The 25,216-nt window shown below is 72.0% G+C and carries 20 protein-coding genes and 1 riboswitch; of the genes, 8 read left to right on the top strand and 12 right to left on the bottom strand.

Annotated features, from left to right (window positions below; all coding sequences use genetic code 11):
- Positions 1-55: 55 nt before the first annotated feature.
- From mraY to Aau02nite_RS40165, 8 genes are all read right to left on the bottom strand, one after another.
- On the bottom strand, positions 56-1,159 hold the full coding sequence (gene mraY / locus Aau02nite_RS40200) for a phospho-N-acetylmuramoyl-pentapeptide-transferase (RefSeq protein WP_212993905.1): 1,104 nt from the start codon (positions 1,157-1,159) through the stop codon (positions 56-58).
- A complete protein-coding gene (locus Aau02nite_RS40195; RefSeq protein WP_212993904.1) occupies positions 1,156-2,553 on the bottom strand; it encodes a UDP-N-acetylmuramoyl-tripeptide--D-alanyl-D-alanine ligase in 1,398 nt (465 codons plus the stop codon). Before Aau02nite_RS40195 ends, mraY begins: the two co-directional genes overlap by 4 nt.
- The gene (locus Aau02nite_RS40190) at positions 2,550-4,064 is read right to left on the bottom strand and encodes a UDP-N-acetylmuramoyl-L-alanyl-D-glutamate--2,6-diaminopimelate ligase (RefSeq protein WP_212993903.1); all 1,515 of its coding nucleotides are present in this window, start codon (positions 4,062-4,064) and stop codon (positions 2,550-2,552) included. Before Aau02nite_RS40190 ends, Aau02nite_RS40195 begins: the two co-directional genes overlap by 4 nt.
- A gap of 54 nt (positions 4,065-4,118) precedes the next feature.
- Positions 4,119-6,761: a penicillin-binding transpeptidase domain-containing protein gene (locus Aau02nite_RS40185; RefSeq protein ID WP_212993902.1), complete on the bottom strand. Its 2,643-nt coding sequence runs from the start codon at positions 6,759-6,761 to the stop codon at positions 4,119-4,121.
- A 3-nt stretch (positions 6,762-6,764) separates the two neighbouring features.
- Positions 6,765-7,376, bottom strand: coding sequence for a cell division protein FtsL (ftsL, locus tag Aau02nite_RS40180; protein WP_212993901.1), 612 nt, complete (start codon positions 7,374-7,376; stop codon positions 6,765-6,767).
- Positions 7,377-7,384: 8 nt separating this feature from the next.
- Positions 7,385-8,443, bottom strand: a complete 1,059-nt coding sequence (rsmH, locus tag Aau02nite_RS40175) for a 16S rRNA (cytosine(1402)-N(4))-methyltransferase RsmH (protein ID WP_212993926.1) — start codon at positions 8,441-8,443, stop codon at positions 7,385-7,387.
- A 251-nt stretch (positions 8,444-8,694) separates the two neighbouring features.
- Positions 8,695-9,126, bottom strand: coding sequence for a division/cell wall cluster transcriptional repressor MraZ (gene mraZ, locus Aau02nite_RS40170; RefSeq protein WP_212993900.1), 432 nt, complete (start codon positions 9,124-9,126; stop codon positions 8,695-8,697).
- 457 nt (positions 9,127-9,583) lie between these two features.
- Entirely contained in the window at positions 9,584-10,387 is an 804-nt protein-coding gene (locus Aau02nite_RS40165; RefSeq protein ID WP_212993899.1) for a C40 family peptidase, read from the bottom strand.
- A gap of 6 nt (positions 10,388-10,393) precedes the next feature.
- A riboswitch (cyclic di-AMP (ydaO/yuaA leader) is annotated at positions 10,394-10,575 on the bottom strand.
- Positions 10,576-11,038: 463 nt separating this feature from the next.
- On the opposite strand from Aau02nite_RS40165, the gene Aau02nite_RS40160 reads away from it, so the two are divergent.
- From Aau02nite_RS40160 to Aau02nite_RS40150, 3 genes are read left to right on the top strand one after another with little or no spacing between them, the layout of a single operon-like run.
- On the top strand, positions 11,039-12,259 hold the full coding sequence (locus Aau02nite_RS40160) for a Mur ligase family protein (RefSeq protein WP_212993925.1): 1,221 nt from the start codon (positions 11,039-11,041) through the stop codon (positions 12,257-12,259).
- 32 nt (positions 12,260-12,291) lie between these two features.
- Positions 12,292-13,005 carry a type 1 glutamine amidotransferase gene (locus Aau02nite_RS40155; RefSeq protein WP_212993898.1) on the top strand — a complete coding sequence of 238 codons (714 nt, stop codon included), beginning with the start codon at positions 12,292-12,294 and terminating at the stop codon, positions 13,003-13,005.
- Positions 13,006-13,061: 56 nt separating this feature from the next.
- Positions 13,062-13,814 carry a TVP38/TMEM64 family protein gene (locus Aau02nite_RS40150; protein ID WP_212993897.1) on the top strand — a complete coding sequence of 251 codons (753 nt, stop codon included), beginning with the start codon at positions 13,062-13,064 and terminating at the stop codon, positions 13,812-13,814.
- 79 nt (positions 13,815-13,893) lie between these two features.
- On the opposite strand, the gene aroA is transcribed toward Aau02nite_RS40150, so the two are convergent.
- Positions 13,894-15,150 (bottom strand): 3-phosphoshikimate 1-carboxyvinyltransferase, encoded by a 1,257-nt coding sequence (gene aroA / locus Aau02nite_RS40145; RefSeq protein ID WP_246595808.1) that lies wholly within the window; start codon positions 15,148-15,150, stop codon positions 13,894-13,896.
- A gap of 79 nt (positions 15,151-15,229) precedes the next feature.
- Positions 15,230-18,049, bottom strand: coding sequence for a leucine--tRNA ligase (gene leuS / locus Aau02nite_RS40140; protein WP_212993896.1), 2,820 nt, complete (start codon positions 18,047-18,049; stop codon positions 15,230-15,232).
- A gap of 411 nt (positions 18,050-18,460) precedes the next feature.
- On the opposite strand from leuS, the gene Aau02nite_RS40135 reads away from it, so the two are divergent.
- From Aau02nite_RS40135 to Aau02nite_RS40115, 5 genes are all read left to right on the top strand, one after another.
- Positions 18,461-19,510, top strand: coding sequence for an AAA family ATPase (locus Aau02nite_RS40135; protein ID WP_212993895.1), 1,050 nt, complete (start codon positions 18,461-18,463; stop codon positions 19,508-19,510).
- Between the two features lies 1 nt (position 19,511).
- On the top strand, positions 19,512-20,801 hold the full coding sequence (locus tag Aau02nite_RS40130) for a DUF58 domain-containing protein (RefSeq protein ID WP_212993894.1): 1,290 nt from the start codon (positions 19,512-19,514) through the stop codon (positions 20,799-20,801).
- Between the two features lie 13 nt (positions 20,802-20,814).
- Positions 20,815-23,283: a transglutaminase TgpA family protein gene (locus Aau02nite_RS40125; protein ID WP_212993893.1), complete on the top strand. Its 2,469-nt coding sequence runs from the start codon at positions 20,815-20,817 to the stop codon at positions 23,281-23,283.
- Positions 23,284-23,377: 94 nt separating this feature from the next.
- Positions 23,378-23,569 carry a hypothetical protein gene (locus Aau02nite_RS40120; RefSeq protein ID WP_212993892.1) on the top strand — a complete coding sequence of 64 codons (192 nt, stop codon included), beginning with the start codon at positions 23,378-23,380 and terminating at the stop codon, positions 23,567-23,569.
- 188 nt (positions 23,570-23,757) lie between these two features.
- Positions 23,758-24,132, top strand: a complete 375-nt coding sequence (locus Aau02nite_RS40115; protein WP_212993891.1) for a YciI family protein — start codon at positions 23,758-23,760, stop codon at positions 24,130-24,132.
- A 54-nt stretch (positions 24,133-24,186) separates the two neighbouring features.
- On the opposite strand, the gene Aau02nite_RS40110 is transcribed toward Aau02nite_RS40115, so the two are convergent.
- Entirely contained in the window at positions 24,187-24,609 is a 423-nt protein-coding gene (locus Aau02nite_RS40110; protein WP_212993890.1) for an SgcJ/EcaC family oxidoreductase, read from the bottom strand.
- Between the two features lie 197 nt (positions 24,610-24,806).
- Positions 24,807-25,193, bottom strand: a complete 387-nt coding sequence (locus Aau02nite_RS40105) for an SCO2097 family morphological protein (RefSeq protein WP_212993889.1) — start codon at positions 25,191-25,193, stop codon at positions 24,807-24,809.
- Positions 25,194-25,216 lie beyond the last annotated feature (23 nt).

Here is a 25,216-nt window from a genome sequence, read left to right as displayed (position 1 = left end):
CATGGTGGCGCGACACGCCAGCCCCGGGATGCGAAGCTGGCGTGTCGCGAGAGATCTATCCCATCACCGCGAGGAAGTCGCTGTAGAACAGGCCCAGACCGATGGCCACGCAGATGCCGGCCACGATCCAGAACCGGACCACGATGTTGACCTCGCTCCAGCCCGCCAGCTCGAAGTGGTGCTGCAGCGGCGACATCCGGAAGACCCGCTTGCCGGTGGTCTTGAACGAGATGATCTGGATGACCACGGACATCGTGATGATCACGAACAGACCGCCGATGATGATCGACAGCAGCGTCGTCCGGGTCGCCATGGCGAGACCGCCGATCAGGCCGCCGAGCCCCAACGCCCCGGTGTCCCCCATGAAGATCCGGGCCGGTGAGGTGTTCCACCACAGGAAGCCCACACAGGCGCCGGCCGCCGCCGCCGCGATCAACGCGACCTCCAGCGGGTCCCGCACCTCGTAGCAGTAGTTCGCGGTCCGGGCGTACGTGTCGTCACCGCACCAGTGCCGGTACTGCCAGAAGCCGATCAGCCCGTACGCCCCCAGCACCAGGATCGAGGCTCCGGTGGCCAGCCCGTCCAGGCCGTCGGTGAGGTTGACGCCGTTGGACATCGACATGATGACGAAGACGAAGACCAGCACCGAGCCGACCTTGCCGACGTCGAGGAAGCTGATGTCGCGGATGAAGGAGATGTGCTCGCTGGCCACGGTCTGGCCGTTGGTGCTGGGCACGTACAGCGCCGCCACGCCCAGGCCGCCGCCGACCAGCAGCTGGCCCAGCAGCTTGCCCTTCGCGCTCAGCCCGGCGGAGTTGCGCCGGCGGACCTTGATGAAGTCGTCGAGGAAGCCCACGGCGCCGCAGAAGACGAACAGCCCGAGCAGCACCAGCGCCGTCATCGTGGGCTGGACCTGGGCGATCTGCTCCGAGGGCAGTGTGGTCAGGGCGATGTGCCCGGCCACGTAGGCCAGCACGGTGGCGAAGATGAACGCCACCCCGCCCATCGTGGGTGTGCCCTTCTTGCCCTGGTGGCTGGCCGGGCCGACGGCCCGGATCGGCTGGCCGGCCTTCAGCGCGGTGAACACGCGGATGGCCAGCGGAGTGCCGAAGAGCGAGATGATGAACGCGACCGCGGCCGCGACGATGACTGCCCTCACGGGCTTACCTCCTGCGTGGCCGCATCCGCGCGTAGCGCGTCGGCCACCTCCCACGTCCGGTACCGCGATCCCTTGACCAGCACGACGTCGCCCGGCTGCAGGTCGCCCCGCAGCACCGCGACGGCTGCCGCCTGGTCGGCCGCGAGGACCGCCGCACCCTTCCAGGCGGGCACCGTTGCCGCGCCGTCGAGGATCGGGGCGGCGTTGTCCGCGACCGCTATCACTCTGTCGACTCCCAGCTCGGCGGCGAGCCGGCCGACCTCCTCGTGTCCCGAAGTCTCGAATTGACCGAGCTCGGCCATGTGACCGAGCACGGCTGTCGTCCGCCGGCCGCGCCCCAGCGCGGCGAGTGCCCGCAGCGCGGCGGCGGTGGACGACGGATTGGCGTTGTACGAGTCGTCGATGACCGTCACGCCCTGGGTGGTGTCGAAGACGTCCATCCGGCGGCCGGAGACGATGCCCACCTCGCCCAGCGCGGCGGCCACGGCGGCCGGTGCCATCCCGGCCTCCAGCGCGACGGCCGCGGCGGCGAGGGTGTTGCCGACCTGGTGGCGGCCGGTCACGGCGAGCCGCACCGGCGCCGCCCCGGCCGGGGTGAGCAGCGTGTACGCCGCCCGCCCGCGCTCGTCCAGCGTCACGTCCACGGCGCGCACGGTGGCCGTCCCGGACTCGCCGACGAACACGACCCGGGCCGCGGTGCGCGTGGCCATCGCGGCCACCAGCGGGTCGTCGGCGTTGAGCACCGCGACGCCGTCCTCGCCCAGCGCCTCGACCAACTCGCCCTTGGCCTGCGCGGTGCCCTCGACCGAGCCGAACTCGCCGATGTGCGCGGCGCCGACGTTGAGCACCACGCCGATCCGCGGGCGGGCCATGTCGGTCAGGTAGCGGATGTGCCCGATCCCCCGGGCGCCCATCTCGAGCACCAGGAACCGGGTCGCCGGGTCCGCCTTGAGCACCGTGTACGGGAAGCCGAGCTCGTTGTTGAGCGAGCCGGCCGGCGCCACGGCCGGGCCGAGGCGGGCCAGCAGCTGCCCGATGTAGTCCTTGGTCGTGGTCTTGCCGGACGAGCCGGTGAGCCCGACGATCGTCAGCTCCGGCAGCCGCCGTACGACGACGGTGGCCAGCGCGGCCAGCGCCCGCAGCGGGTCGTCGACGACGATCCCCGGCTGCCCGGTGTCGCGGGTGCCCAGCACGCCGGCCGCACCGGCGGCGACCGCGGCGGCGGCGAAGTCGTGGCCGTCCACCCGCTCACCCGCGAACGCCACGAACAGCCCGCCGGGCCGCAGTGCCCGGGTGTCGTACTCGACCGCGCCGGTGACGGTGGCGGCCGGATCGGCGTTGACGAGGTGGCCGGCGGTGACCGCGGCGATCTCGTCCAGGGTCATCCGGATCAAGCGGCACCGCCCGCGCGTACGGCCAGCGCGGCGGCCAGCTCGATCCGGTCGTCGAACGGCAGCACCTCGCCGTCCACCTCCTGGCCTCGCTCGTGTCCCTTGCCCAGGACCGCCACCACGTCGCCGGGACCGGCCAGGCGTACCGCCTCGTCGATCGCGGCCCGGCGGCCGGCCACCTCGATGATCTTCGCAGCGGCGCCGACCTGCTCGGCGCCCTGGCGGACCGCCGCGCGGACCGCGGCCGGGTCCTCGGTGCGCGGGTTGTCGTCGGTGACGACGACCAGGTCCGCTCCGCGGGCGGCGGCCGCGCCCATCAGCGGGCGCTTGCCGCGGTCGCGGTCGCCACCGGCGCCGATCACGCAGATCAGGTGCCCGCCGCGGGTGGTCGCGAGCTCACGCAGCGCGGCCAGCGCGGCCACGATCGCGTCGGGCTTGTGCGCGTAGTCGACCACGCCGAACACGTCACCGGGCGAGTCGACCCGCTCCAGGCGGCCCGGCACGCCCCGGCAGGCGGCGATGCCGTCGGCGGCGACCTGCGCGTCGATGCCGGTCGCCACCAGGCAGGAGAGCGCCAGCAACGCGTTGGCGACGTTGTGCCGGCCGGGCAGCGCGACACCCGCGCGCACCGCCCCGGCCGGACCGTTCGCGGTGAAGCGCTGACCGAAGGCGTCGCCGGCGATGTCGCTCGCCGACCAGGTGGCCGCGGTGTCCCCGGCAGCGGAGTACGTGATGGTGGCCGGCTTGAGCAACGGCCGCAGCGCCGGCTCGTCGGCGTTGAGCACCTCGAAGCGGCACCGGCCGTCGAACAGCTTCGCCTTGGCCGCGAAGTAGTCGTCGGCGTCGGCGTGGAAGTCCAGGTGGTCCAGGCCGAAGTTGGTGTAGCCGCCGACGGTGAAGCGCACCCCGCCGACGCGGCCCATGGCCAGCGCGTGGCTGGACACCTCCATGACCACGGCGGTGACCCCGCGCTCCAGGGCGGCGGCGAGGATCGCGTGCAGGTCGGTGGCCTCGGGGGTGGTGCGCACGCTCTGCACGACCAGGTCACCGAGGCGGGTCTCGACGGTGCCGATCAGCGCGGTGGTCAGCCCGGCCGCCCGCAGCCCCGACTCGACCAGGTACGCCGTCGAGGTCTTGCCGGCGGTGCCGGTCAGGCCGATGACGGTGAGCCGCTCGGTGGGGTCGCCGTAGATCCGCGACGCGGCGGCCCCGAGGACCGCCCGCGGGTCGTCGACGACGAGCACCGGCAGTCCGGCGGCGGCCGCGGCGTCGCGGCCGGCCGGATCGGTGAGCACCGCGACGGCACCCGCGGTGGCGGCGGCACCGGCGAACTCGGCGCCGTGCCGGCGCGCACCCGGCAGGGCGGCGTAGAGGTCGCCGGGGTGCACCTCGCCGCTGGCGTGCGTGACGCCACTGACCTCGGCGTCGGGACCGACCAGCTCGGCGCTGATCAGCGCCGCGAGGTCGGCCAGCCGAGAGGGCCGGACTGTCTGGGGACGGGGAATGCCGGACACGGCGTCAGACCCTACCCGGTGGCCGGCATCGGACTGCCAACGCCATCGGTGCGCCTAGCCCTTCAGTTTGAAGGTCGGCTCCGGGTTACCCGACGGCGGCACCCGGTAGTGGCGCAGCGCGGAGGACATCATCTTGCTGAACGCCGGAGCGGCCACGTCGCCGCCCGTGCCGTCCGGCACGTCGGCGAAGACGCCGATGACGAACTGCGGGTCCTCGGCCGGGGCCATGCCGATGAACGAACCGGCGTTGTGCTTGGTGTACTGGCCCTCGACCAGCATCTTGCCGGTGCCCGTCTTGCCCGCCACCCGGTAGCCGTCGACCGCGGCGCGGCCACCCGTCCCGCCCTCGGCGTCGACCACCGACTCCATCATCTCGCGCAACTGCTTGGCGGTGCCGGCGCTGAGCACCCGGTGGGTCTCGGGCGCCGGAGTCGGGGTCACCGAGCCGTTCCGGCCGGAGATGGTCGACTTGATCAGGTGCGGCTGGATGTAGGTGCCGTCGTTGGCGATGGCGCCGTAGCCGGCCGTCATCTGGATCAGCGTGGCGTCCACGCTCATGCCGATCGGCACCGAGCCGGAGGCCGAGCCGCTCCATTCGCCGGGCGCGAGCAGCCGGCCGGTCGCCTCACCCGGCATGCCCACGTTGGTGGCCCGGCCGAGCCCGAAGCGCTGCTGGTAGTCGTACAGCTTCTCCTTGCCGAGCTTGTCGGCGATGCGGATGGTGCCGACGTTGGACGAGTACGCCAGCACGCCCGGGATGGTGAGCCGGGTCCCGGCCGGCAGGCGGTGGGTGTCCGTGAAGTCGTAGCCGCCGCGCTTGAGGCCCGGGCCCACCGTGATGAGCGAGTCCCGGGTGATGACGCCCTCCTCCAGGGCCGCGCCGATCGTGAAGGCCTTGTGCGTCGAGCCCGGGTCGGCGATGACGCTGGTCGCGACGTCCTCGCGGTCCTTGGGCTTGAAGTCGCCCGGCTTGGCCGCGTTGTAGGCCGGGTAGCTGGCCTGGGCCAGCACCTCGCCGGTCTTGGCGTTCAGCACCACGGCGGCCGCCACGGTCGCGTTGCTCTTCTCACCCTGCTGGCTCAGCACCCGCTGGACCTCGAACTGCAGGTCGCGGTTGATGGTCAGCTGGATCGACGAGCCGGGCGAGGCGTCGTCCTGGCGGTGGTACCCGCCCGGGATCTCCATGGCCAGGTCGCCCCGGCCGATCTCGAACACCCGCTTGCCGTCGGTGCCACGCAGCAGCTCGTCGTAGCGGGCCTCGATGCCTTCCAGCCCGGTGTGGTCGTCGCCGGTGAAGCCGATCAGGTTGGCCGCGAGGTCGGCGCCCGGGATGTCGCGGCGCTCGTCACGGTCGGAGCTGATGCCGGGGATCTTCATCGCGGCGATCTCGTCGGCGACCGCGATGTCGACCCCGCGGGCCAGGTACTCGAAGCGCGAAGGACCGCCGCCGGGACGCTTCTTCTTGGCCATGAGCTGGATCAGCTTGGACGGCGGGATGCCCAGCTTCGGGGAGAGCCTGGCCGCCGCGGCGACCGGATCCTTGATCATCTCCGGGTCGGCGTAGATGTACCGCGCCTCGACGCTGTGCGCCAGCACCGCGCCGGAGCTGTCCAGGATGCTGCCGCGCGGCGCCGGGAGTACGACCTCGGTGAGGCGCTTCTCGCGCTGCTCGAGCAGGCTGTCCGCGGCCGCGGCGGAGCCACCGACCTGGAGCACGACCAGCCGGACGCCGATCGCGACGAACAGGGTCAGCGCGAGCACGGTGCCCAGCCGCAGCCGGCGGGTGCCGTTGGCGAGCCGCGGCGGCTCGGCCGGGATCAGTGGCGCGGGCCGCCGGGCGCCGGGCCGGACCGGCGCCGCGGACCGCGCCGGCGCACGCCGGGGTCCGGGCGGGGCGGCGACCTTGCGCTCACGTCCGGTCCGGGCACTCGCATCGGTACGGCCACCAGCAGCGCCCCGCCGCGGGTTGGCGGTCGAACGCGCCCGGGTGGCACCGGCGGTGGCCCGGCCACCCCGGCGTGGTGTCTCGTCCCACTCGTCGTCGTCGAAACCATCCTGCGCAGCTCGGTCCTGAGCGGCCCGCCCCTGAGCGGCCCGCCCCTGGGCAGCACGGCTCTGCGCCGCCCGGCTCTGGGTGCCACGGCTCTGGGTGCCACGGCCCTCCGCGGCCCGCGCCTTGGCGGCCCGCGCCTCGGCGGCACGGCTCAGCGTCGGACGTCCCTCGCCCCGGACGGCCCGGTCCTCGGCGGCACGCGCCCTCGGCTCCCGGGCCGGGCGCTCCGGCCGCTGGTCCGGCAGCTCGCGACCCGGCCTCTCCCGGCCCCGCTTCTCCCGGCCCGGCTCGCGCTGGCTCTGTGCGTCCCGGCCCGGCTTGTCCTGTCCGCGGCGCGGTGGCTCCGGCTCGTCCTCGGCCTCCACCTCGGGGCGCCGGTCGCGGACCGGCCGGCCGCCGTCCAGCACCTGCAGCGCGGGACGGAACGGATCGGTGTTGCGACCGGTGCGCGGCGAGCGGGTGCGCTGGTCGCCCTCGCGCACGGTCCGGCCGCGCGGCGTGTACGCCCGCGCGTCGCCGATGCCGCCGAAGCCGCGGGCCCGGTCGTCGTCGCGCCCGGAGCCGTCGGCCGGCGGCAGGTCAGGAGAAGCACCGCGCCGGGGCTCCTGGCCCCGGCGCGGTGTCCCGTCGGCGCGGGGCGGCATGCGTTACCGCCCGGTCGCCGAGGTGGCGGATTCCTGCGCGGTCACGGCCACCTCGCCGCTGCCCGGCTTCGGCACCCCGAAGACCTTGCCGTCGGGCAGCCGGATGTACGCCGGGTTGTCGGCCTTGACCAGGCCCAGCCGGCGGGCGGCGGCGTCCAGGCTGCCCGGGCTGTTGTTGGCGGCGATCTGGTTCTCCAGCTCCTGCTGCTGGGTGTCCAGCTTGGTCTGCCGCTTCTGCAGGGTGTCGATCCGGAACGAGTTCTCCGCCGTCTTGGTGTTGATCACCAGGATGCCGAGCACCCCGGCCACGACGACCGCCACCACGAGCGCGATGAACGGCGCGCGCGGTGCATTGATCGGCGCGGGCGGCGCGACCCGCAGGCGCGGCGCCGCGATCGGGTCACGCTGCTGCTCGACGTTGAGCTTGAGGGCGTTGGTGCCCTGGACAGCGTCGCTCTGGACAGCGCTGCCCCGGGTGGCACCGGCCATCGGGTTGCGGCGTGCCCCCCGGACGCCTCCGCCCGTGGTCGTACCGGTCGTCGTGCCGGCCGGCTTGCGCCGGCCCTTGCCAACCTGCTCCGTGGTCCGGCCCCCCGACCGCGGCGCAGTGGTCATGCGCTCGCTCAATGCCCCTCCCCCTCCTGGCGTTCCCCCGGGCGTAACCGCCCTTGTCCCCCGTGCGTTGCAGACAGTCGGGACCGTTCGCGGGCGGTCCCGGCCGTCTGGTCGTGCTGGTCGATCCGTTCCACCGCGCGCAGCTTCACCGAAGCCGCCCGCGGGTTCTCCGCCACCTCCGCCGCGCTGGGCAGCTCCGACCCGCGGGTCAGGAGCCGCACCGAAGGGCCCGTTCCGGGCAGTTCGACCGGCAGGTCGATCGGCCCGGTGCTGCGCGCCCTCGCGGCGAAGGCGCGCTTGACGATCCGGTCCTCCAACGATTGATACGACATCACCACAAGGCGCCCCTTCGGGGCCAAGCTGTCCAATGCCGCAGGGATCGCCGCCTCGACCGCGGCGAGTTCCGCATTTACCTCAATACGTAGCGCCTGAAACGTTCTTTTCGCGGGATTTCCACCCGTTCGCCGCGCGGCGGCCGGGATAGCGTCCCTGACCAGGTCCGCGAGGAGCGACGAGGAGACGATCCGGCCCTTCGCCCGCTCCTTGACGATCGCCGAGACGACCCTGGTGGCGAACTTCTCCTCGCCGTACACCCGCAGGATGCGGACGAGTTCGCCCGGCTGGTAGCCGTTGACGACCTCCTCCGCGGTGATCCCCCGCGACTGGTCCATCCGCATGTCCAGCGGCGCGTCCCGGGCGTAGGCGAACCCCCGGTCCGGTTCGTCCAGCTGCAGCGAGGAGACGCCGAGGTCGAACAGGCCACTGTGGAAGTGCCGGTGGCCGAGGCCGGCCAGCACCGCCGGCAGCTCGTCGTAGACCGCGTGCACGAAGTGGGTCCGGCCCGAGAACCGGGCCAGCCGCTGCCGGGAGTGCGCGAGCGCCTCGGTGTCCCGGTCGAGTCCGATCAGGACCACGTCCGGGTACCGCTCCAGCACGGCCTCGGCGTGCCCGCCCAGGCCCAGGGTGAAGTCGACGTGCACGGCACCGGGCATCGCGAGCGCGGGAGCGAGCAACTCGAGGCAGCGCTCGAGGAGCACCGGCACGTGTGTGCCGCGAAGCTCGCCCATCTCGACCCCCATTGCCTGCTCTTTCCGCGCTCACCCGGTCCGACCCGCACCGATCCCCGGTGCCGGCACCACCCGGTCGTCTGTCCGTACCGCCAGATCCCCATCCGCTCGTGCCCGTTGCCATCGGGCGCGCCCGACCGGACACACGCCTGGCACCGGGGAAGAGGCGCCAGGAGCGGGAGCGGCTGGAGATCTCGCAGTACGGCGGCAGCGACGTCCGGGCCGTTTCACAGGCCCACAGGTGCCACGCCTCACAATCCGCCGGGCAGCACCCCCTCCTCGATGTCGGCGAAGTCGTCCTCGCTCGCCGAGAGGTACTGCTCCCAGGACTGCTTGTCCCAGATCTCCACCCGCGTGCTCGCGCCGATGACCACGAGCTCGCGGTTCAGCGCCGCGTATTCCCGCAGATGCGCCGGGATGGTGACCCGGCCCTGCTTGTCGGGGATCTCGTCGTGGGCACTGGCGAAGAACACCCGGCTGTAGGCCCGGGCGGCCTTGTGGGTGACCGGCTGTTCGCGCAGCTGGTCGGCGATCCGCTGGAACTCCGGCATCGGGAACACGTACAGGCAACGCTCCTGCCCCTTGGTGATCACGACACCTCCCGCCAACTCGTCGCGGAACTTCGCCGGAAGGATTAGTCGGCCCTTGTCGTCCAGGCGCGGGGTGTGCGTGCCGAGAAACATCGGCCCAACCCCCCTGCCCCGGGCGCCGCCGCAGAGCCAGCTCTGTGCGGATCACCTGTCGTCTGGGCCGGCAAATCCCCTCGGAATCAGCTCCTCCTCAGGCCCTGCCACTGCGCTCCACTCTACTCCACTTCCCTCCACCCGCAACCAGAATGGCGGCTTCCGCGAACCCGATTCGCGGATGTATGCGCACGTCAGAGCGGTGGAGCGGAAGTGGAGGGCCGGACGGGCCGCACCATGGTCCACTTTCCGACATGCCGCCCACCCGGGCACGAAATTCCCCCGAATCCGGGCGTTGGGGAAGGCTCGGCTGCCCTTGGGCACCCTGCCGGGGAGGAAAGTGGAGGAGAAAGTGGAGCGGACATGACAGTGGGGCGCGACCCGTACCGGGTCGCGCCCCACTGAACTGTCGTACTGCTCTTACTGGTACTGCTGTGGCCGTACGGCTGAGCGGAACTCAGACGAGGCGGCGCACGACGTAGTTCTTGCCGTAGACCTTCTGCTTCTTGACCTTGTCACCCGTGTGCGGAGCGGCCCACATGTAGCCGCCACCGGCGTAGATGCCGACGTGGGTGCCGTACGAGCCGGAGCGGAAGACCAGCAGGTCTCCGGCCTTCTTGCTGCCCTTGCCGACGGCCTTGCCGTACTTCTGCTGCGAGTTGGCCTTGTGCGGCAGCTTCTTGCCGGCGGCCTTCTTGTAGACGTACATGGTGTAGCCGGAGCAGTCGAACCGCTTCGGCCCGGAAGCGCCGAACTTGTACGGGGCGCCCTTGTGCCTGGCCGCCTCGGCCAGCACCTTGGCCGCCTTGTTCCGCACGGTGATCTTCACCTGGCCGCTGCGCGACGCGGTGTAGCCCTTGGCGCCGGTGAAGACGGTGCGGTAGTAGAGCGACGAGCCGGGCTTGGTCAGGAACGAGACCACGCCCTTGGAGTTGGTCGACTTGGTGACCCAGGTCTTCCACGACTTGCCGCCCCGGATCTGGAGCTTGACCTTCTTGCTCTTGACGGCCTTGCCGGTCTTCGGGTTGATCAGCTTGGCGGTCACCCGGACCGTCGCGCCGGCGTTCAGCGTCCTCCTGTTGTAGGAGTTCGTGAGCTTCGTCTTGACGGTCGCCGCCGCAGCCGCCGTGACGGGCGCGGGAGCGGCGGAGGCTGCCGGAGTGGCGACCAGCTGGCCGGCACAGAGGCAGAGACCCAGGGACAGAGCGACGGGACCGGCGCCAGCAGTGAGGCGACGCCGGTTCGAGGTGCGTTCGTGCACGGTAGAGATATCCCTCCGGCACGCCTGCGAGGTTAGCTGTCGGGTTCGGGCGGGAAGGTTGCCCGGCCACCGCTGGTGGCTTCACCCCAAGGTTCCCGGTGGTACGCCGCGAGTGGCGCGTCCCTCCGAGGACCGGAAATGGGTCCCCCGTCCCTGCCCCCGTATGCCTGTGTCGTCGTTCGCGTTCAGGTGGTCGCGCCACTCGGACCGGGGCAGGGCTCGGCGTGGTCCGTAGCGGTGCGAGCGGCGAGCGGGCGCTCACCGGCTCACCCTTGCTACCCGATTTCTCGGCCGCCTGCAGGGGTCCGTCTGACTACGCAGCGTATTTGGCACGTCGATACGCGTCCGGTTTGTAACCACGCCGTGACAAATGCCGATGCACCAGGTGATGGAATGATCACTTAACGTCGAAGGTTACGGGTGAAACACAACACACAAAAACCCCGACCGGGTCGATCATGGGGCGTGGCGAGGTCGGGAGAATGTGACCGTAAACGCCCCCACCGGCGCAAACTCGGCGACAGGCGGCGTAGCGGAGATCATCCGTTCGGCCGAGGGACCACCCCCACGGCAGCCACCACCGCACCGGCCCCGGCGCCACTCGACGTAGTGTCCGTTTCCGGTACCCTCGTCGCCGTGACGGACGGGAAGATGCCCCTACGGGCCAAGGTCGCGACCTCCGTGTCGCGAACCGCTGCGGCGCTCTCACGGGCGGCCGGCCGCGGCGACGGCTCGGTGATCGGCGGCTGGATCGGTCTCAAGATCGATCCTGACCTGCTGAAGAACCTCGCCGCCGGCCGCGCGATCGCGCTGGTCTCGGGCACCAACGGCAAGACGACCACGACCCGGTTCGCCGCGGCCGCCCTCGGCGTGCTGGGCCCGGTCGCCACCAACTCCTTCGGCGCCAACATGCCCACCGGGCACACCTCGGCCCTGGCCAAGGCCGGTGCCACCCCGTTCGCGGTGCTCGAGGTCGACGAGCACTACCTGGCCCGGGTCATCGACGAGACCACCCCGCGGGTGGTGGCGCTGCTCAACCTCTCGCGCGACCAGCTCGACCGGGCCAAGGAAGTCGCGATGATGGCGCAAATGTGGCGGACGGCCCTGGCCGCCCACCCCGACGTGCACGTGGTCGCCAACGCCGACGACCCGATGGTGGTCTGGGCGGCGGTCAACACCGCGCACGTCGTCTGGTTCAGCGCCGGCCAGCGCTGGCACGACGACTCGTTCGTCTGCCCGGAGTGCGGCTCGCCGATCGAGCGCGCCAACGGCGACTGGCGCTGCACCGGGTGCCCGCTGCGCCGCCCGCAGGCCCAGTGGACCGTCGAGGACGACGGCGTCATCGACCCCCGCGGCGACTGGCACCTGGTCAAGCTGCAGCTGCCCGGTCACGTCAACCTGGGCAACGCGGCCACCGCGCTGGCCGTCGCGGCCGAGTTCGGCGTCCGCCCGATAGAGGCCGTCCCCCGGCTGGCCGGCGTCGCCTCCGTGGCGGGCCGCTACGCCCAGGTGGAGCGCGACGGCCGCAACATCCGGCTGCTGCTGGCCAAGAACCCGGCGAGCTGGCTCGAGGCGTTCGACATGGCCGAGGTGGCGCCCACCCTGCTGTCCATCAACGCCCGCGACCCCGACGGTTTCGACACCTCGTGGCTCTACGACGTCGACTTCTCCCCGTTGCGCGGGCGGCAGGTGCTGATCACCGGCGACCGGGCCTACGACCTCGCGGTCCGGCTGGAAGTCAACGATGTGGCGTTCCGGCACGTACAGACTTTCGACGAGGCGGTGCGGGCCAGTCCCCCCGGTCGCCTCGAGGTGATCGCCAACTACACGGCGTTCCAGGACATCCGAGCGGAGTTGGACCGTGTCAACTGAGCTTTCCCGCAGCGGAAAACCGAGGACAGACCATGCTTGAGAGCACACTCCGAATCGTCTGGATCTACCCCGACCTGCTCTCGACGTACGGCGATCGGGGGAATCTGCTGATCCTCGGCCGCCGTGCCGCCCTGCGGGGGATCCCGGTGGAGACGTACGAGGTCCGCTCGGATCAGGCCATGCCGACCACCGCCGACATCTATCTCATCGGTGGCGGCGAGGACGGCCCGCAGGCGCTGGCCGCCCAGCGGCTGATCGCCGACGGCGGCCTGCACCGGGCCGTTCACCAGGGCGCGGCCGTGCTGGCCGTGTGCGCCGGTTACCAGCTCTTCGGCAGCTCGTTCTTCGCCAAGGGCGCCAAGTGCGCCGGCCTGGACCTGCTGGACCTCAGCTCGGACCGGGGCGAGACACGCGCGGTGGGCGAGGTTCGCGGTGACATCGATCCCCGGCTAGGGTTGCCCCCGTTGACCGGATTCGAGAACCACGGCGGCCGGACCCACCTGGGACCGGGGGTCGCCCCGCTGGCCCGGGTCACCGCCGGCGTCGGCAACGACGGTCAGACCGAGGGCGCCTGGCACGGCAAGATCCTCGGCACCTACGCCCACGGCCCCGCGCTCGCCCGCAACCCAGCTATAGCCGATCTGCTACTGCGCTGGGCGATCGGCGCGGATAGTCTTCAAGCGCTCGACGACACCTGGGCCGACCGGCTCAGAGGCGAGCGGCTCGCCGCGGCAGGCGCCGCCTGAGCCGTGCAGGCTCCGATCAGCAGACCAGGACCGACGAGATTTAGGGGTACGCCTGCATGACTGACACCCTGATCGCCCCGCGGGGCATCGTTACCCCCGCCACGGACCCTCAGGTCAGCACGCAGCACCCGGCGACCCCGCTCGGCTGGCAGCGCCGGCTCGCCCGCTTCGGCATCCTCGCCGTCGTCATCGCCGGGTTGGGGGTGGCCGCCGCGGTCCTGCCGCTGCAGGCCATCGCCGACTCGGTCGTCAGCCTCGGACCGGCCGCCGCCGTCGCCATCGCCGTGGTCGGTGGCCTGCTGCTGTCGGTGCTCGTCCCCCGTACCGCGATCACCCTGGCCTGCGGCGCCCTGCTCGGCCCGGCCACCGGCGCGGCCACCGCACTGGCCGCGGCCATCATCGCCGCCGTGGCGACCTACTACGCGGGCCGCTGGGCCGGCCGGGGCGCGCTGGGCGCCCGTGCCGGCGGCAAGCTGGACCGCCTCGACGGCTGGCTGAACCGCCGCGGCCTGTCGGCGGTGCTGCTGGTCCGCTTCCTGCCGCTTGCCCCGTTCGGCCTGATCGGGTACGCCTACGGCACCACGTCGGTGTGCCGCAAGCGCTACCTGCTCGGTACGACGCTGGCCTCGGTGCCGTCCGCGGTCTCGTACGCGGTGATCGGCGCCGCGGTGGCCGCACCCGGCTCGATGAACCCGCTGACCCTGGCCCCGGCCGCGATCGGCATCGGCCTCACCACGACGATCGTGCTCCGCTGGCGCCTGGCCGCCCGCCGCGACGCCGCTGCCGCCGTCGCTGCCGCCACCGCCTGAGCCTTCCCACCCGAGGAACGAAGAACGGCCCGCCGCTCCCGCGACGGGCCGTTCTCCATGCGCCGGCGGAGGCCGCGGGTCAGCTCAGGCGGGCCAGGTCCGTGAAGAAGTCCGGGTAGGTCTTGGCCACGCAGCCCGGGTCCGCGATCTCGATCCCCGGCGAGCGCAGCCCCAGCAGCGACAGGCTCATCGCCATCCGGTGGTCGTCGTAGGTGGCGAACCGGGTCGGCCGGGGCACGCCCGGGTTGATCGTGAAGCCGTCCTCGTCCTCCACCGCGTTGATGCCCGCCCGGCGCAGCTCGGTGACGACCGCCGCGACCCGGTCGGTCTCCTTCTTCCTGATGAAGCCGATTCCCCGTACCCGGGTCGGTGAGTCCGCGTAGACGGCCACGGCGGCCAGCGTCTGGGCGGTGTCCGAGATGTCAGTCATGTCGACGTCCACGCCGCGGAGGGCACCCGTGGCGCTCACCGTGAGCGAGTCGGCCGAGCGGGTCACGGTCGCGCCCATCCGCGCCAGCACGTCGGCGAACGCCACATCACCCTGGAGGCTGCCGGTCCCGAGACCGCGGACGGTCACCCGGCCGCCCGCCACCGCCGCCGCGCCCAGGAAGTACGAGGCCGCGCTGGCGTCCGGTTCGACGGCGTACTCGGTGGCCCGGTAGCCGCACGGGGCCACGCTCAGGCCGGCCACCTCGACGCCGAAGGCCGCCATCACCGCCCTGGTCATCTCCACGTACGGCACCGAGACCAGCGCCGAGGTCAGCTCCACGTCGAGGCCGTCGGTCATCAGCGGGCCGGCCAGCAGCAGCCCCGACAGGAACTGGCTGGAGATGTGACCGCTGACGCGTACCGGGCCGCCGCGCAGCGGGCCGCGCACGGTGGCGGGCAGGAAGTCACCCGGGGAGATCTCCGCGCCCAGCTCGCGCAGCGCTTCCAGGACCGGCCCGAACGGCCGGGCGCGCAGCTGCGGGCTGCCGTCGACCACGGTACGGCCGGGACGCAGCGCCGCCGCCGGCAGGATGAACCGGGACGTGGTGCCGGACTGCTGGGCGTCGACGGCCGCGGGCGCTTCCCCGTGGCGCGGGTCCACCCCTGTCACCCGCATCACCGCGGCCGCGGGGTCGGCGTCGACGACGGCGCCCAGGGCCTCGACCGCGCCGAGCATCGCCCGGGTGTCGTCCGCGAACAGGGCGCCGGTCAGCGTCGACGTGCCCGGGGCCAGGGCGGCGCAGAGCAGCGCGCGGTTGGTGATGCTCTTCGACCCCGGCGGGCGCACGGTGGCGTCCAGAGGCGAGCTCAGCGGGGTGACGGCCAGGACGTCCGGGAGATCAGGCACGTCCGGAGATTCTTCCGGTACGGCGTGCCCGACCTCCCGACGGCCCCGGGTCGGTCCTGCATGTGGAACGGTGGGACGGTCAGACGACGACGCTGACCAGCCGGCCGGCCACCACGATCACCTTGCGCGGCTCCCGGCCCGCCAGCACCTCGGCGACCGACTCCAGCGCGGCCGCGCGTACCGCATCCTCGGTCGTGTCCGGCGCGACCTCGACCCGGCCGCGGACCTTGCCGTTGACCTGCACCGGGTAGGTGACCGACTCGGCCACCAGCTGGGCCGGGTCGGGCACCGGGAAGTCGGCGTAGGCCAGCGTGTCGTCGTGGCCCAGCTTGCGCCACAACTCCTCGGCCAGGTGCGGGGCGAACGGCGAGGTCATCAGCACCAGCGGCTCGATCGCCTCCCGCGCGGTCGTGCCCAGCGGGGTCAGCGTGTTGGTCAGCTGGATCAGCTTGGCGATGGCCGTGTTGAACCGCAGCTCGTCCATGTCCTCGCGGACACCGTCGATGGTGCGGTGCAGCACCCGCCGGGTCGCCGGGTCCAGGGGCTCGTCGGTGACCCGCACCACGCCGGTCTCCTCGTCGACCACCAGGCGCCACACCCGCTGCAGGAAGCGCTGCGAGCCGACGACCGCGCGGGTGTCCCAGGGGCGGGACACGTCCAGCGGGCCCATCGCCATCTCGTACACCCGGAACGTGTCGGCGCCGTACTGCTCGCTCATGTCGTCCGGGGTGACGACGTTCTTCAGCGACTTGCCCATCTTGCCGTACTCGCGGGCGACCTCCTGCTCACCGAAGTACCACTTGCCGTCGCGCTCGACGACCTCCTCGGCGGGGACGATGACGCCGCGGGCGTCGCGGAACGCGTACGCCTGGATGTAGCCCTGGTTGAACAGCTTGCGGAACGGCTCGAAGGACGAGATGTGGCCCAGGTCGTACAGCACCTTGTGCCAGAAGCGGGCGTACAGCAGGTGCAGGACCGCGTGCTCGACGCCGCCGACGTACAGGTCGACGCCGCCGCAGTCCGCGGAGTCCTTGGGGCCCATCCAGTAGGCCTCGTTCTCGGGGTCGACCAGCGCCTTGTCGTTGCGCGGGTCCAGGTAGCGCAGCTCGTACCAGCACGATCCCGCCCACTGGGGCATGGTGTTGGTCTCGCGCGTGTAGGTCTTCGGGCCGTCGCCCAGGTCCAGCTCGACGGTCACCCAGTCCTTCTTGCGCGACAGCGGGGTCTCCGGCTCACTGTGCTCGTCGTCCGGGTCGAAGGTGCGCGGCGAGAAGTCGTCGGTGTCCGGCAGCACCACCGGCAGCATCGACTCGGGCAGCGCGACCGGCAGGCCGGTCTCGTCGTAGACGATCGGGAACGGCTCACCCCAGTAGCGCTGCCGGCTGAACAGCCAGTCACGCAGCCGGAAGGTGGTCGCGCCCCGGCCGTGGCCGTGCTCCTCCAGCCAGGCGATCATCGCGGCCTTGGCGTCGGCCACGGCCATCCCGTTCAGCCAGTCACTGTTGATCGCCGGGGCGTCGCCGGTGAAGGCACCGTCGAAACCGTCGGGCGCCTGCACCGTACGGATGATCGGCAGGTCGAAGACCTCGGCGAACGCCCAGTCGCGCCCGTCCTGCCCGGGCACCGCCATGATCGCGCCGGTGCCGTAGCCGGCCAGCACGTAGTCGGCGATGAACACCGGGATGCGCGCGCCGTTGACCGGGTTGGTGGCGTACGCGCCGGTGAAGACGCCGGTCTTGACCTTGGCGTCGGCGGTCCGCTCCTCCTCGGTCTTGGCCGCGGCCTCGGCCCGGTACGCCGCGACGGCCTCGCCCGGACTGGCGTGCCCACCCGTCCAGACCGGCTTGGTGCCCTCGGGCCAGGCCGCGGGCACGACCGAGTCGACCAGCGTGTGCTCGGGCGCCAGCACCATGTACGTCGCGCCGAACAGCGTGTCCGGCCGGGTGGTGAAGACGCTGATCACGTCGTCGCCGTCGATCGGGAAGTCCACGTGCGCGCCCTGGGAACGGCCGATCCAGTTGCGCTGCATCAGCTTGACCGGCTCGGGCCAGTCCAGCGTCTCCAGGTCGTCGACCAGCCGGTCGCCGTAGGACGTGATGCGCATCATCCACTGCTTCAGGCTGCGCTTGAAGACCGGGAAGTTGCCGCGCTCACTGCGCCCGTCCGGGGTGACCTCCTCGTTGGCCAGCACGGTGCCCAGCCCCGGGCACCAGTTGACCGGCGCCTCGCTGACGTACGCCAGGCGGTGGTCGTTGATGACCTGCCGGCGCTCGACGCCGGACAGCTCGGCCCACGCCCGGCCGTCGGGGGTCTCGCGCTCCCCGGCCTCGAACTGCGAGATCAGGATCTCGATCGGCTTGGCCCTGGCGTCGGACGGGTCGAACCATGAATTGAAGACCTGCAGGAAGATCCACTGCGTCCAGCGGTAGTACTCGGGGTCGGTGGTGGAGAAGCTGCGCCGCTCGTCGTAGGCCAGGCCCAGCCGGCGCAGCTGACCGCGGTAGCGCTCGACGTTGGCCTCGGTGGTGATCCGGGGGTGGGTGCCGGTCTGCACCGCGTACTGCTCGGCGGGCAGGCCGAAGGCGTCGAAGCCCATCGGGTGCAGCACGTTGTATCCCGCCATCCGCTTGTAGCGGGTGTAGCAGTCCGTGCCGATGTAGCCCAGCGGATGCCCGACGTGCAGGCCGGCGCCGGAGGGGTAGGGGAACATGTCCTGCACGTGCAGCTTCGGCGCCCCGGCCCGGGGGTGGCCGGGGTCGGCCAGCTCACCGGTCGGGTTGGGCGCGTGGAACGTGCCGTGGCCGGACCAGAAGTCCTGCCAGCGGGGCTCGATCTCCGCAGCCAGGGCCGCCGTGTAGCGGTACGGCGGGACGTCCGCGTTGGTCTCGGACTCGCTCATCGTCACCATCTCGTTCTTTTCGAAAAGTCAGTCGACAAGGATCACCTACTTCAGGGCACAAAAAAGCCCCTCTCGCAGGAGGGGGCGCCGCACTGTTCTCTGCTACGAGATCAGCACGGCCGGCTAAGAAGCAGGAAGGACCGAGCCATGACTGCATGATACCGGGCGTCCGGTTCGCGCGGCGACCGGTATCAACTGTGCCGATTCGTAATCCATCCGATATGCGTGTCCAGTTGACCACAAGCCGTCACTGCCGCTAGCGGCCGCTCGGCAGGTTGCTGTGACCGGGCTAACCTGTGAGGAACGGGCGGCGAGCGCCGGAGGCCCACGGACCGCCGGCCGCCCGCAAACCTTCGGTTCCTTTTCTGCGTGTGCGCGTAGGAAGGGGCTTGAACGACATGGAGGAGGCCCGTGACAACGCCAACCTGGGACCAGCCCGGCGGTCCCCTGCCGAGTGATGAGTTCCTCGCCGCAAGCGGGGCCATCATGGCCAACATCGAGCAGGTCATCGAGGGCAAGAGTGCGACGGTTCGGCTGGCTCTGGCCGTGCTGCTCGCCGAGGGCCACTTGCTGATCGAGGACGTGCCGGGCGTCGGCAAGACCAAGCTCGCCAAGGCGCTCGCCCGCTCGATCGACTGCTCGGTCCGGCGCATCCAGTTCACCCCCGACCTGCTGCCCAGCGACGTGACCGGGGTCAGCGTCTACAACCAGGAGACGCGCGACTTCGAGTTCAAGCCGGGTGCGGTGTTCGCCAACCTGGTGGTCGGCGACGAGATCAACCGCGCGTCGCCCAAGACCCAGTCCGCCCTGCTGGAGTGCATGGAGGAGCGGCAGGTCACGGTCGACGGCACCACGTACGAGCTGCAGGCGCCGTTCATGGTGATCGCGACCCAGAACCCGATCGAGATGGAGGGCACCTACCCCCTCCCCGAGGCGCAGCGCGACCGCTTCACCGCGCGGATCGCGATGGGCTATCCGGACCCGCGCGCCGAGATGGCGATGCTCAACGGCCACGGCGCCCACGACCCGCTGAACGACCTGCGGTCCGTCGCCGACGCGGCCCTGGTCCGCCGGCTGATCGCGACCGCGCGCGACGTGCACGCGGCCGAGGCCGTCCAGCAGTACGCGATCGCGCTCGTCACGGCCACCCGGGAGGCACCGGAGATCCGCCTCGGCGCGTCACCGCGGTCCACCCTGCAGCTCATCCGTACGGCCAAGGCCGTCGCCGCCCTCGAGGGCCGCGACTACGTCCTGCCGGACGACCTGCAGACCCTGGCCGTGCCGGTGCTGGCCCACCGCATCATCCCGACCGCGGACGCCCAGCTCAACAGGCGTACGACCGACGCCATCGTGGCGGAGATCGTGCACCGGCTGCCCCTGCCGCACGACCGCAACCGCTCGCCGTACGACACGCGCGCCGTCGGTGACACCCGCGGGCAGTACGAGTCCCGGGGGCGCTGACATGCGCGAGGCTATGCGGGGGCTGACCACCCGCGGCCGGTCCTTCCTGGCCGCCGGCTCGGCCGCCGCCATCTCCGCGTTCATCCTCGGGGAGAAGGACCTGCTACGGGTGGCCATCCTGCTGGCCATGCTGCCGCTGCTGGCCGCGGCGTACGTCGGCCGCAGCCGCTACAAGCTGGCGTGCACCCGCTCGCTGGAGCCCGGCCGTGCCCCGGTCGGCTCCAGCGCGCGGGTCATCCTGCGCCTGCAGAACATGTCCCGGCTGCCCACCGGCACGCTGCTGCTGGAGGACCGGCTGCCGTACGCCCTGGGCAGCCGGCCGCGGGTGGTGCTGGAACGGCTCGGCGCCCACCAGGCCAGCTCGGTGGCGTACACGGTCCGCGCCGACGTGCGCGGGCGGTATCCGGTCGGCCCGCTGGTGATCCGGCTGACCGACCCGTTCGGGCTGTGCGAGCTGACCCGCTCGTTCCCCAGCGTCGACCGGCTCACGGTCATCCCGCAGGTCGTCCCGCTGCCGGCGGTGCGTCTCGCGGGCGAGTACGCGGGCACCGGCGACAGCCGCGCCCGGTCGGTGGCCGTGCACGGCGAGGACGACGCGGCGACCCGGGAGTACCGGCGCGGCGACGACCTGCGCCGGGTGCACTGGCGCTCCACCGCCCGCACCGGCGAGCTCATGGTGCGCCGCGAGGAGCAGCCGTGGGAGAGCCGAGCTACCGTCGTTCTGGACACGCGTCAGGCCGCGCACCGTGGCGAGGGCCCGACGGCGAGCTTCGAGTGGGCCGTCTCGGCCGCCGCCAGCATCGCGATGCACCTGCGTCAGTCCGGCTACAAGCTGCGCCTGGTCACCGGGACCGGGATCGACGTCGACGCCACCGAGATCGGTGGTGAGGGCGCGATCCTGGACACCCTGGCCGACGTCAAGCTGACCCGGGCGGGCGACATCTCGGTGCTGGTCGATCAGGTCCGGCGCCGCTCCGACGGCGGCCTGGTGATCGGTTTGTTCGGCACGCTGAGCGTGGCCGAGGCCGAGGTGCTCACCGGGCTGCGTGGCAACGGCGCCACCTGCATCGGGTTCGCGATCGACAGTTCGACCTGGGTGAACATGGCGCCCGGGGAACGCACCGAGGCCGACCGGGCGCACGGCGCCACGGCTCTGGCCCTGGTCCGCAGCGGCTGGCGCTCGGTGCCGGTCGCGCACGGCGACTCGCTCGCCGCGCTCTGGCCGGCGGCCGGGCGCGGCTCGCAAGGATTCGCCTACCGGGCGGCCATGGCCGAGACGGTCGGGCGATGAGGGGAGTTCTACGGTGACCGGGCGACGACGACTGGGACTCGTGGCTGCGGCCGCGACCCTGCTGGCGGCGGCACCGCTGTCGGCGATCTTCGACACCTGGACCTGGCTGCTGGAGTGCATCCTGGCGGTCGGCCTGGTGGCGGGCGCGGCGGTGCTGACCCGTACCCTGCGCTTCCCGACCTGGGCCCAGGCGCTCGGCATGGTCGGGGTGCTGCTGCTGACGCTGACGTGGATGTTCCCCAGCGGGGACGAGCTGCTCTCGCTGATCCCGTCCCCGGCGACGTTCGAGCACTTCGGCGCGCTGTTCAGCGACGCCGGCACCGACACCCGCTCGTACGGTGTGCCGGTCCCCGACCGTGAGGGCCTGCTGTTCGTCGCCGTCTTCGGCATCGGCGCGGTCGCGATCGCGGTCGACCTGCTCACCGTCGTGGCCCGCAAGCCGGCCCTGGCCGGCCTGCCGATGCTGGCCATCTACTCGGTGCCGGTCGCCGTGTACGTCGACAGCGTCCCGGTGCTGCCGTTCATCGTCGGCGCGACCGGCTTCCTCTGGCTGCTGGTCGCCGACAACGTGGACCGGGTCCGCCGCTTCGGCCGCCGGTTCACCGGCGACGGCCGCGACGTCGACGTGTGGGAGCCCTCGCCGCTGGCCGCGGCCGGCCGCCGGCTCGCCGTGATCGGTGTCGCCACCGCCGTGCTGCTGCCGGTGATCGTCCCCGGCCTCAACACGGGCCTGCTCAACTCGCTCACCCAGGCCGGCAGCGGCACGGGTACGGGCGGCTCGGGCAACGGCGGCACCGGCCGGATCAACCTGTTCGCCTCGCTCAGCGGCCAGCTCAACCAGACCCAGGTCACCAACTACGTCCGGGTCACGACCAACGAGCCGGACCCGTTCTACCTGCGCTTCGGGGTCGCCGACGTGCTCTCCTCGGACGGCTTCAGCAACCGCACCCCGAACGGCCAGCCCCTGTCGCGGGGCCTCTACGACCCCCGCGAGAGCGGCACCACGACGGGCGCGGACTACCGGCAGTACCGCGCCGAGGTGGAGATCACGAAGGACTTCGGCCAGACCCTGGCGCCGGTCTACGCGACCGCGATCGACACCGACGGCCTCGACGGCGCCTGGTCGTACGACCCGAACACCCAGGTGGTCTACTCCAACCGCACCACCACCAAGGAGAAGAAGTACTCGTTCGACTACGTCCGGGCCAAGTACACCCCGACCGAGCTGCGCAGCGCCGAGGCCCTGCCCCGCGACAACCCGCTGCGGACGCAGTTCACCACGGTCCCGCAGGACCCCAAGGTCAAGAAGCTGGTCGACGACCTGACCGACGGCGTGCGCACCGAGTACGACAAGGTGGCGGCGATCTACCGGTACTTCTCCCGGGACAACGGCTTCACGTACAGCCTGCAGACCGCGGACCCCGAGGCGGGCGCGTCGGCCATCACGGCGTTCCTGGAGGGCAAGGCGGGCTACTGCCAGCAGTACGCGGCGGCGATGGCGTGGATGGTCCGCGAGGCGGGCATCCCGGCCCGGGTGGCGTTCGGCTTCACCCGCGGCAGCACCCGCGACGGCGACGCGTACGTGCTGACGAACCGCAACGCCCACGCCTGGACCGAGGTCTACCTGGACGGCTTCGGCTGGGTGCCGTTCGACGCGACCCCGGCGGCCGCGGTCGTCGGCTCGACCCGCTCGGACTGGGCCCCGGACACCGACGCGGTGGAGACGCCGTCGCCGACCTCGACCGCCTCGGCGGCCCCGGGTGACGACGCCTCGGCCGGGCCGGGCGCGACGGACCGCCCGGACCGTGACGTCGACGCCGGCGCCCCGGGCCTGGGCGGCCCGGAGGACCAGTCGGGCGTCTCGACGACGGCCCTGGTGACGGCGGGGATCATCGCGCTGGTCCTGGTGCTGCTGGCGGTGCCGGCCCTGCGCCGGGTCCTGGTCCGCAAACGCCGCCACGCGGCGACGGCCCCGAAGACGACGGTGGCGGCAGCAACGGGCCCGGCCCCGCCGGGCACCCGGGACGTCGTGGTGACCACCGAGGCGGTACGGGCCCGCGAGGACGCCCACGCGGCCTGGGACGAACTGGTCGACACGATGATCGACTACCGCGTACCGGTGGACCCGACGGAGACCCCGCGGCACACGGCCCAGCGCCTGGTCCGCGAGGCCGACCTGACCGACACGCCGGCGGAGTCGGCGGTCCTGCTGGGCCGGGCCGAGGAACGAGCCCGGTACGCCCGGCAGCCGTTGCAGGGCGGCGAGCTGACGGTGGCGCTGAACCAGGTCCGCAAGGGCCTGGCGAAGACGGCGACCAAGCGGACCCGGTTCGCGGCGGTCGTGCTGCCACCCTCGGTGCTGCTGCGCTGGCGGCTGGGCATGGGCGACACGTCGGCCCGGTGGGTCGGCAGCTTCAGCCGGGGTCGGGACCTGCTGGTCCGCTTCAGCCCGCGCCGGCTGCTGACGAGCCGGGCCCGCTGACCCGGCAGACACCCCCACGACACGAAGCCGCCCTGCCGGGCCTGAGGTTCCGGCAGGGCGGCTTCGTCTGATCAGGACCCGTATGGTCTTCGGCGTGGACGCGCAAGGACGACGGACCGACACGACCAGGATCCTGGGCACCATCGCCGTGGTCGTCGGCCTGCTGATCACGGTCATCGGCCTGGCGACGGACAGTACGCCCGCCAAGGGCTACTTCTTCGCGGGCCTGCTGGTGATCGTCGGAATGGGCCTCCGGCTGGAAGCGGCCATCACCGACCGCCGCTGACGGCATCACTGGAGCCGACCGACCACCCCCTCGCTGAGACGCTGCTGCACGGCCGGTAGGGGGTTCACCAAGCCGCCAGCGGTGGGCGTCCGCGAAAATTGTCGTCCCGGTGTCGGATCCGGGATGGGTTGTTCGTAGAGCAGGTGAGAGGCGGCCGGCGGAGGCTGCCGGGCTACGGGAGTGAGCAGATGACGCAGTACCTGATCTCGTTCAATGACGGCGCGATGGACCACATCTCCCGCGAGGAGCTGCCGGACGTGGGCAAGGCCGCGCACGCGGTGCTGCAGGAGGCCGTGGACGCCGGCGTGTGGGTGTTCGGGGCCGGGCTGGAGCGGCAGCGGGCGAGCGTCGTGGACACCGACGGGATCGTCACCGACGGCCCCTACCCGGAGATCAAGGAGGTCGTCGGGGGGTTCGTGGTCGTCGACGTGGCCTCGCGCGAGGAGGCGCTGGGGTGGGCGGCCAAGATCGCCGCCTCTTGCCGCTGTGCGCAGGAGGTCCGGGAGCTCATGCCCGACCCCGAACGGGACGAGATGGTGCGCCGGGCCGGCCGGCGATCGTGACAACCGGGTCCGGGGACCGGGCGCGGTCCCCGGACGCCGCTACGGTGAGAGTCGCTAGGCGATGACGGCGGTGTTCTGGCCGGCCACGATCTTCCAGGTGCCGCCGGTCCTGGACCACAGATAGCTCGGGCTGCCCGCCCCGTCGGCGGCCACGGGCTTCCCATCGGCGTCGAGGTACTGCTGGCGGACGCCGGTCAGGGCGACGTCGGGCGTGACGAAGGCGATGTGCTCGACCTCGTAGGTCACCGAGCCGTCGGCCATGGCGCCGGGCAGGACGCCGCGGGTGAACTCGCTGATCTCGTCGAGGCCGATGAGGCGCCTTCCCGCGCCGTTGACCCAGACCGCGGTCGGTGCGAACAGCGCGAGGAAGCCCTCGACGTCCTCCTGCTGCTGGGCCCGTTCGATCTCGGCCACGAGGGCGGTGAGGTCGTGCCGGTCCCGCTCGAGGGCGGATACGGGGGTGAAGGTCGCAGTCATCGGATGACGGTAAAACCGGAAGCCGGCTTGAGGTCCAGCGCTGCATCCTGCAGTCACGGCCTTGCCCGGGCGTAGCAATGAGCGGCGTCCCTCTGCAGGACGCCGCTGCGATATTTCCTGCTCATCGTGGGTGATGAGCGTGCGGATACGGCGATGGCGGCCGGATGGCCGCCATTCGTCGCCGCTGGTTGTCCGGGCTAGCGGTGGCCCTCGGGACGCTGACGCCAGCGGTCCTCAAGCCGGTCGATGAAACCCGCTTTCCGGGTCGACCGGGTGCGGCGGGTCGCGGTGCCACCGACGGCGTGCAGGTCAGGCGCCTGCCCCTTCCGGCGGCTCTGCATCCCGAACGCTGCCGCGGCCAGCATGACCACGAATCCCGCCACGCCGAGCAGCGTGTTGCTGCTCACCGTGCCGTAGACAACCAACGCCAGACCAGCGACGATCACGAACGCGGCGACGACGAGTCGGCGCCGGGCGTGGAAACGCGGGTCGCTGGCCCGCACAGCCGAGGCGAATTTGGGGTCCTCGGCAAGCGACTGCTCGATCTGGTCGAACAGCCGCTGCTCGTGCTCCGAGAGCGGCACGGCATTCCTCCCCGGGCGCATGT

Source organism: Actinoplanes auranticolor (assembly GCF_018332655.1).
GTDB lineage: Bacteria > Actinomycetota > Actinomycetes > Mycobacteriales > Micromonosporaceae > Actinoplanes > Actinoplanes auranticolor.
This window is presented reverse-complemented; position numbering and strand designations above follow the sequence as displayed.

Bases quoted from the DNA above. Each gene is read 5' to 3' on its own strand.
- rsmH (WP_212993926.1), bottom strand. From the start codon at position 8,443: ATGGGCGAGCTTCGCGGCACACACGTGCCGGTGCTCCTCGAGCGCTGC.
- Aau02nite_RS40130 (WP_212993894.1), top strand. From the start codon at position 19,512: ATGCGCGAGGCTATGCGGGGGCTGACCACCCGCGGCCGGTCCTTCCTG.
- Aau02nite_RS40115 (WP_212993891.1), top strand. From the start codon at position 23,758: ATGACGCAGTACCTGATCTCGTTCAATGACGGCGCGATGGACCACATC.
- Aau02nite_RS40160 (WP_212993925.1), top strand. From the start codon at position 11,039: ATGCCCCTACGGGCCAAGGTCGCGACCTCCGTGTCGCGAACCGCTGCG.
- ftsL (WP_212993901.1), bottom strand. From the start codon at position 7,376: ATGACCACTGCGCCGCGGTCGGGGGGCCGGACCACGGAGCAGGTTGGC.
- mraZ (WP_212993900.1), bottom strand. From the start codon at position 9,126: ATGTTTCTCGGCACGCACACCCCGCGCCTGGACGACAAGGGCCGACTA.
- leuS (WP_212993896.1), bottom strand. From the start codon at position 18,049: ATGAGCGAGTCCGAGACCAACGCGGACGTCCCGCCGTACCGCTACACG.
- Aau02nite_RS40110 (WP_212993890.1), bottom strand. From the start codon at position 24,609: ATGACTGCGACCTTCACCCCCGTATCCGCCCTCGAGCGGGACCGGCAC.
- Aau02nite_RS40150 (WP_212993897.1), top strand. From the start codon at position 13,062: ATGACTGACACCCTGATCGCCCCGCGGGGCATCGTTACCCCCGCCACG.
- Aau02nite_RS40155 (WP_212993898.1), top strand. From the start codon at position 12,292: ATGCTTGAGAGCACACTCCGAATCGTCTGGATCTACCCCGACCTGCTC.
- Aau02nite_RS40185 (WP_212993902.1), bottom strand. From the start codon at position 6,761: ATGCCGCCCCGCGCCGACGGGACACCGCGCCGGGGCCAGGAGCCCCGG.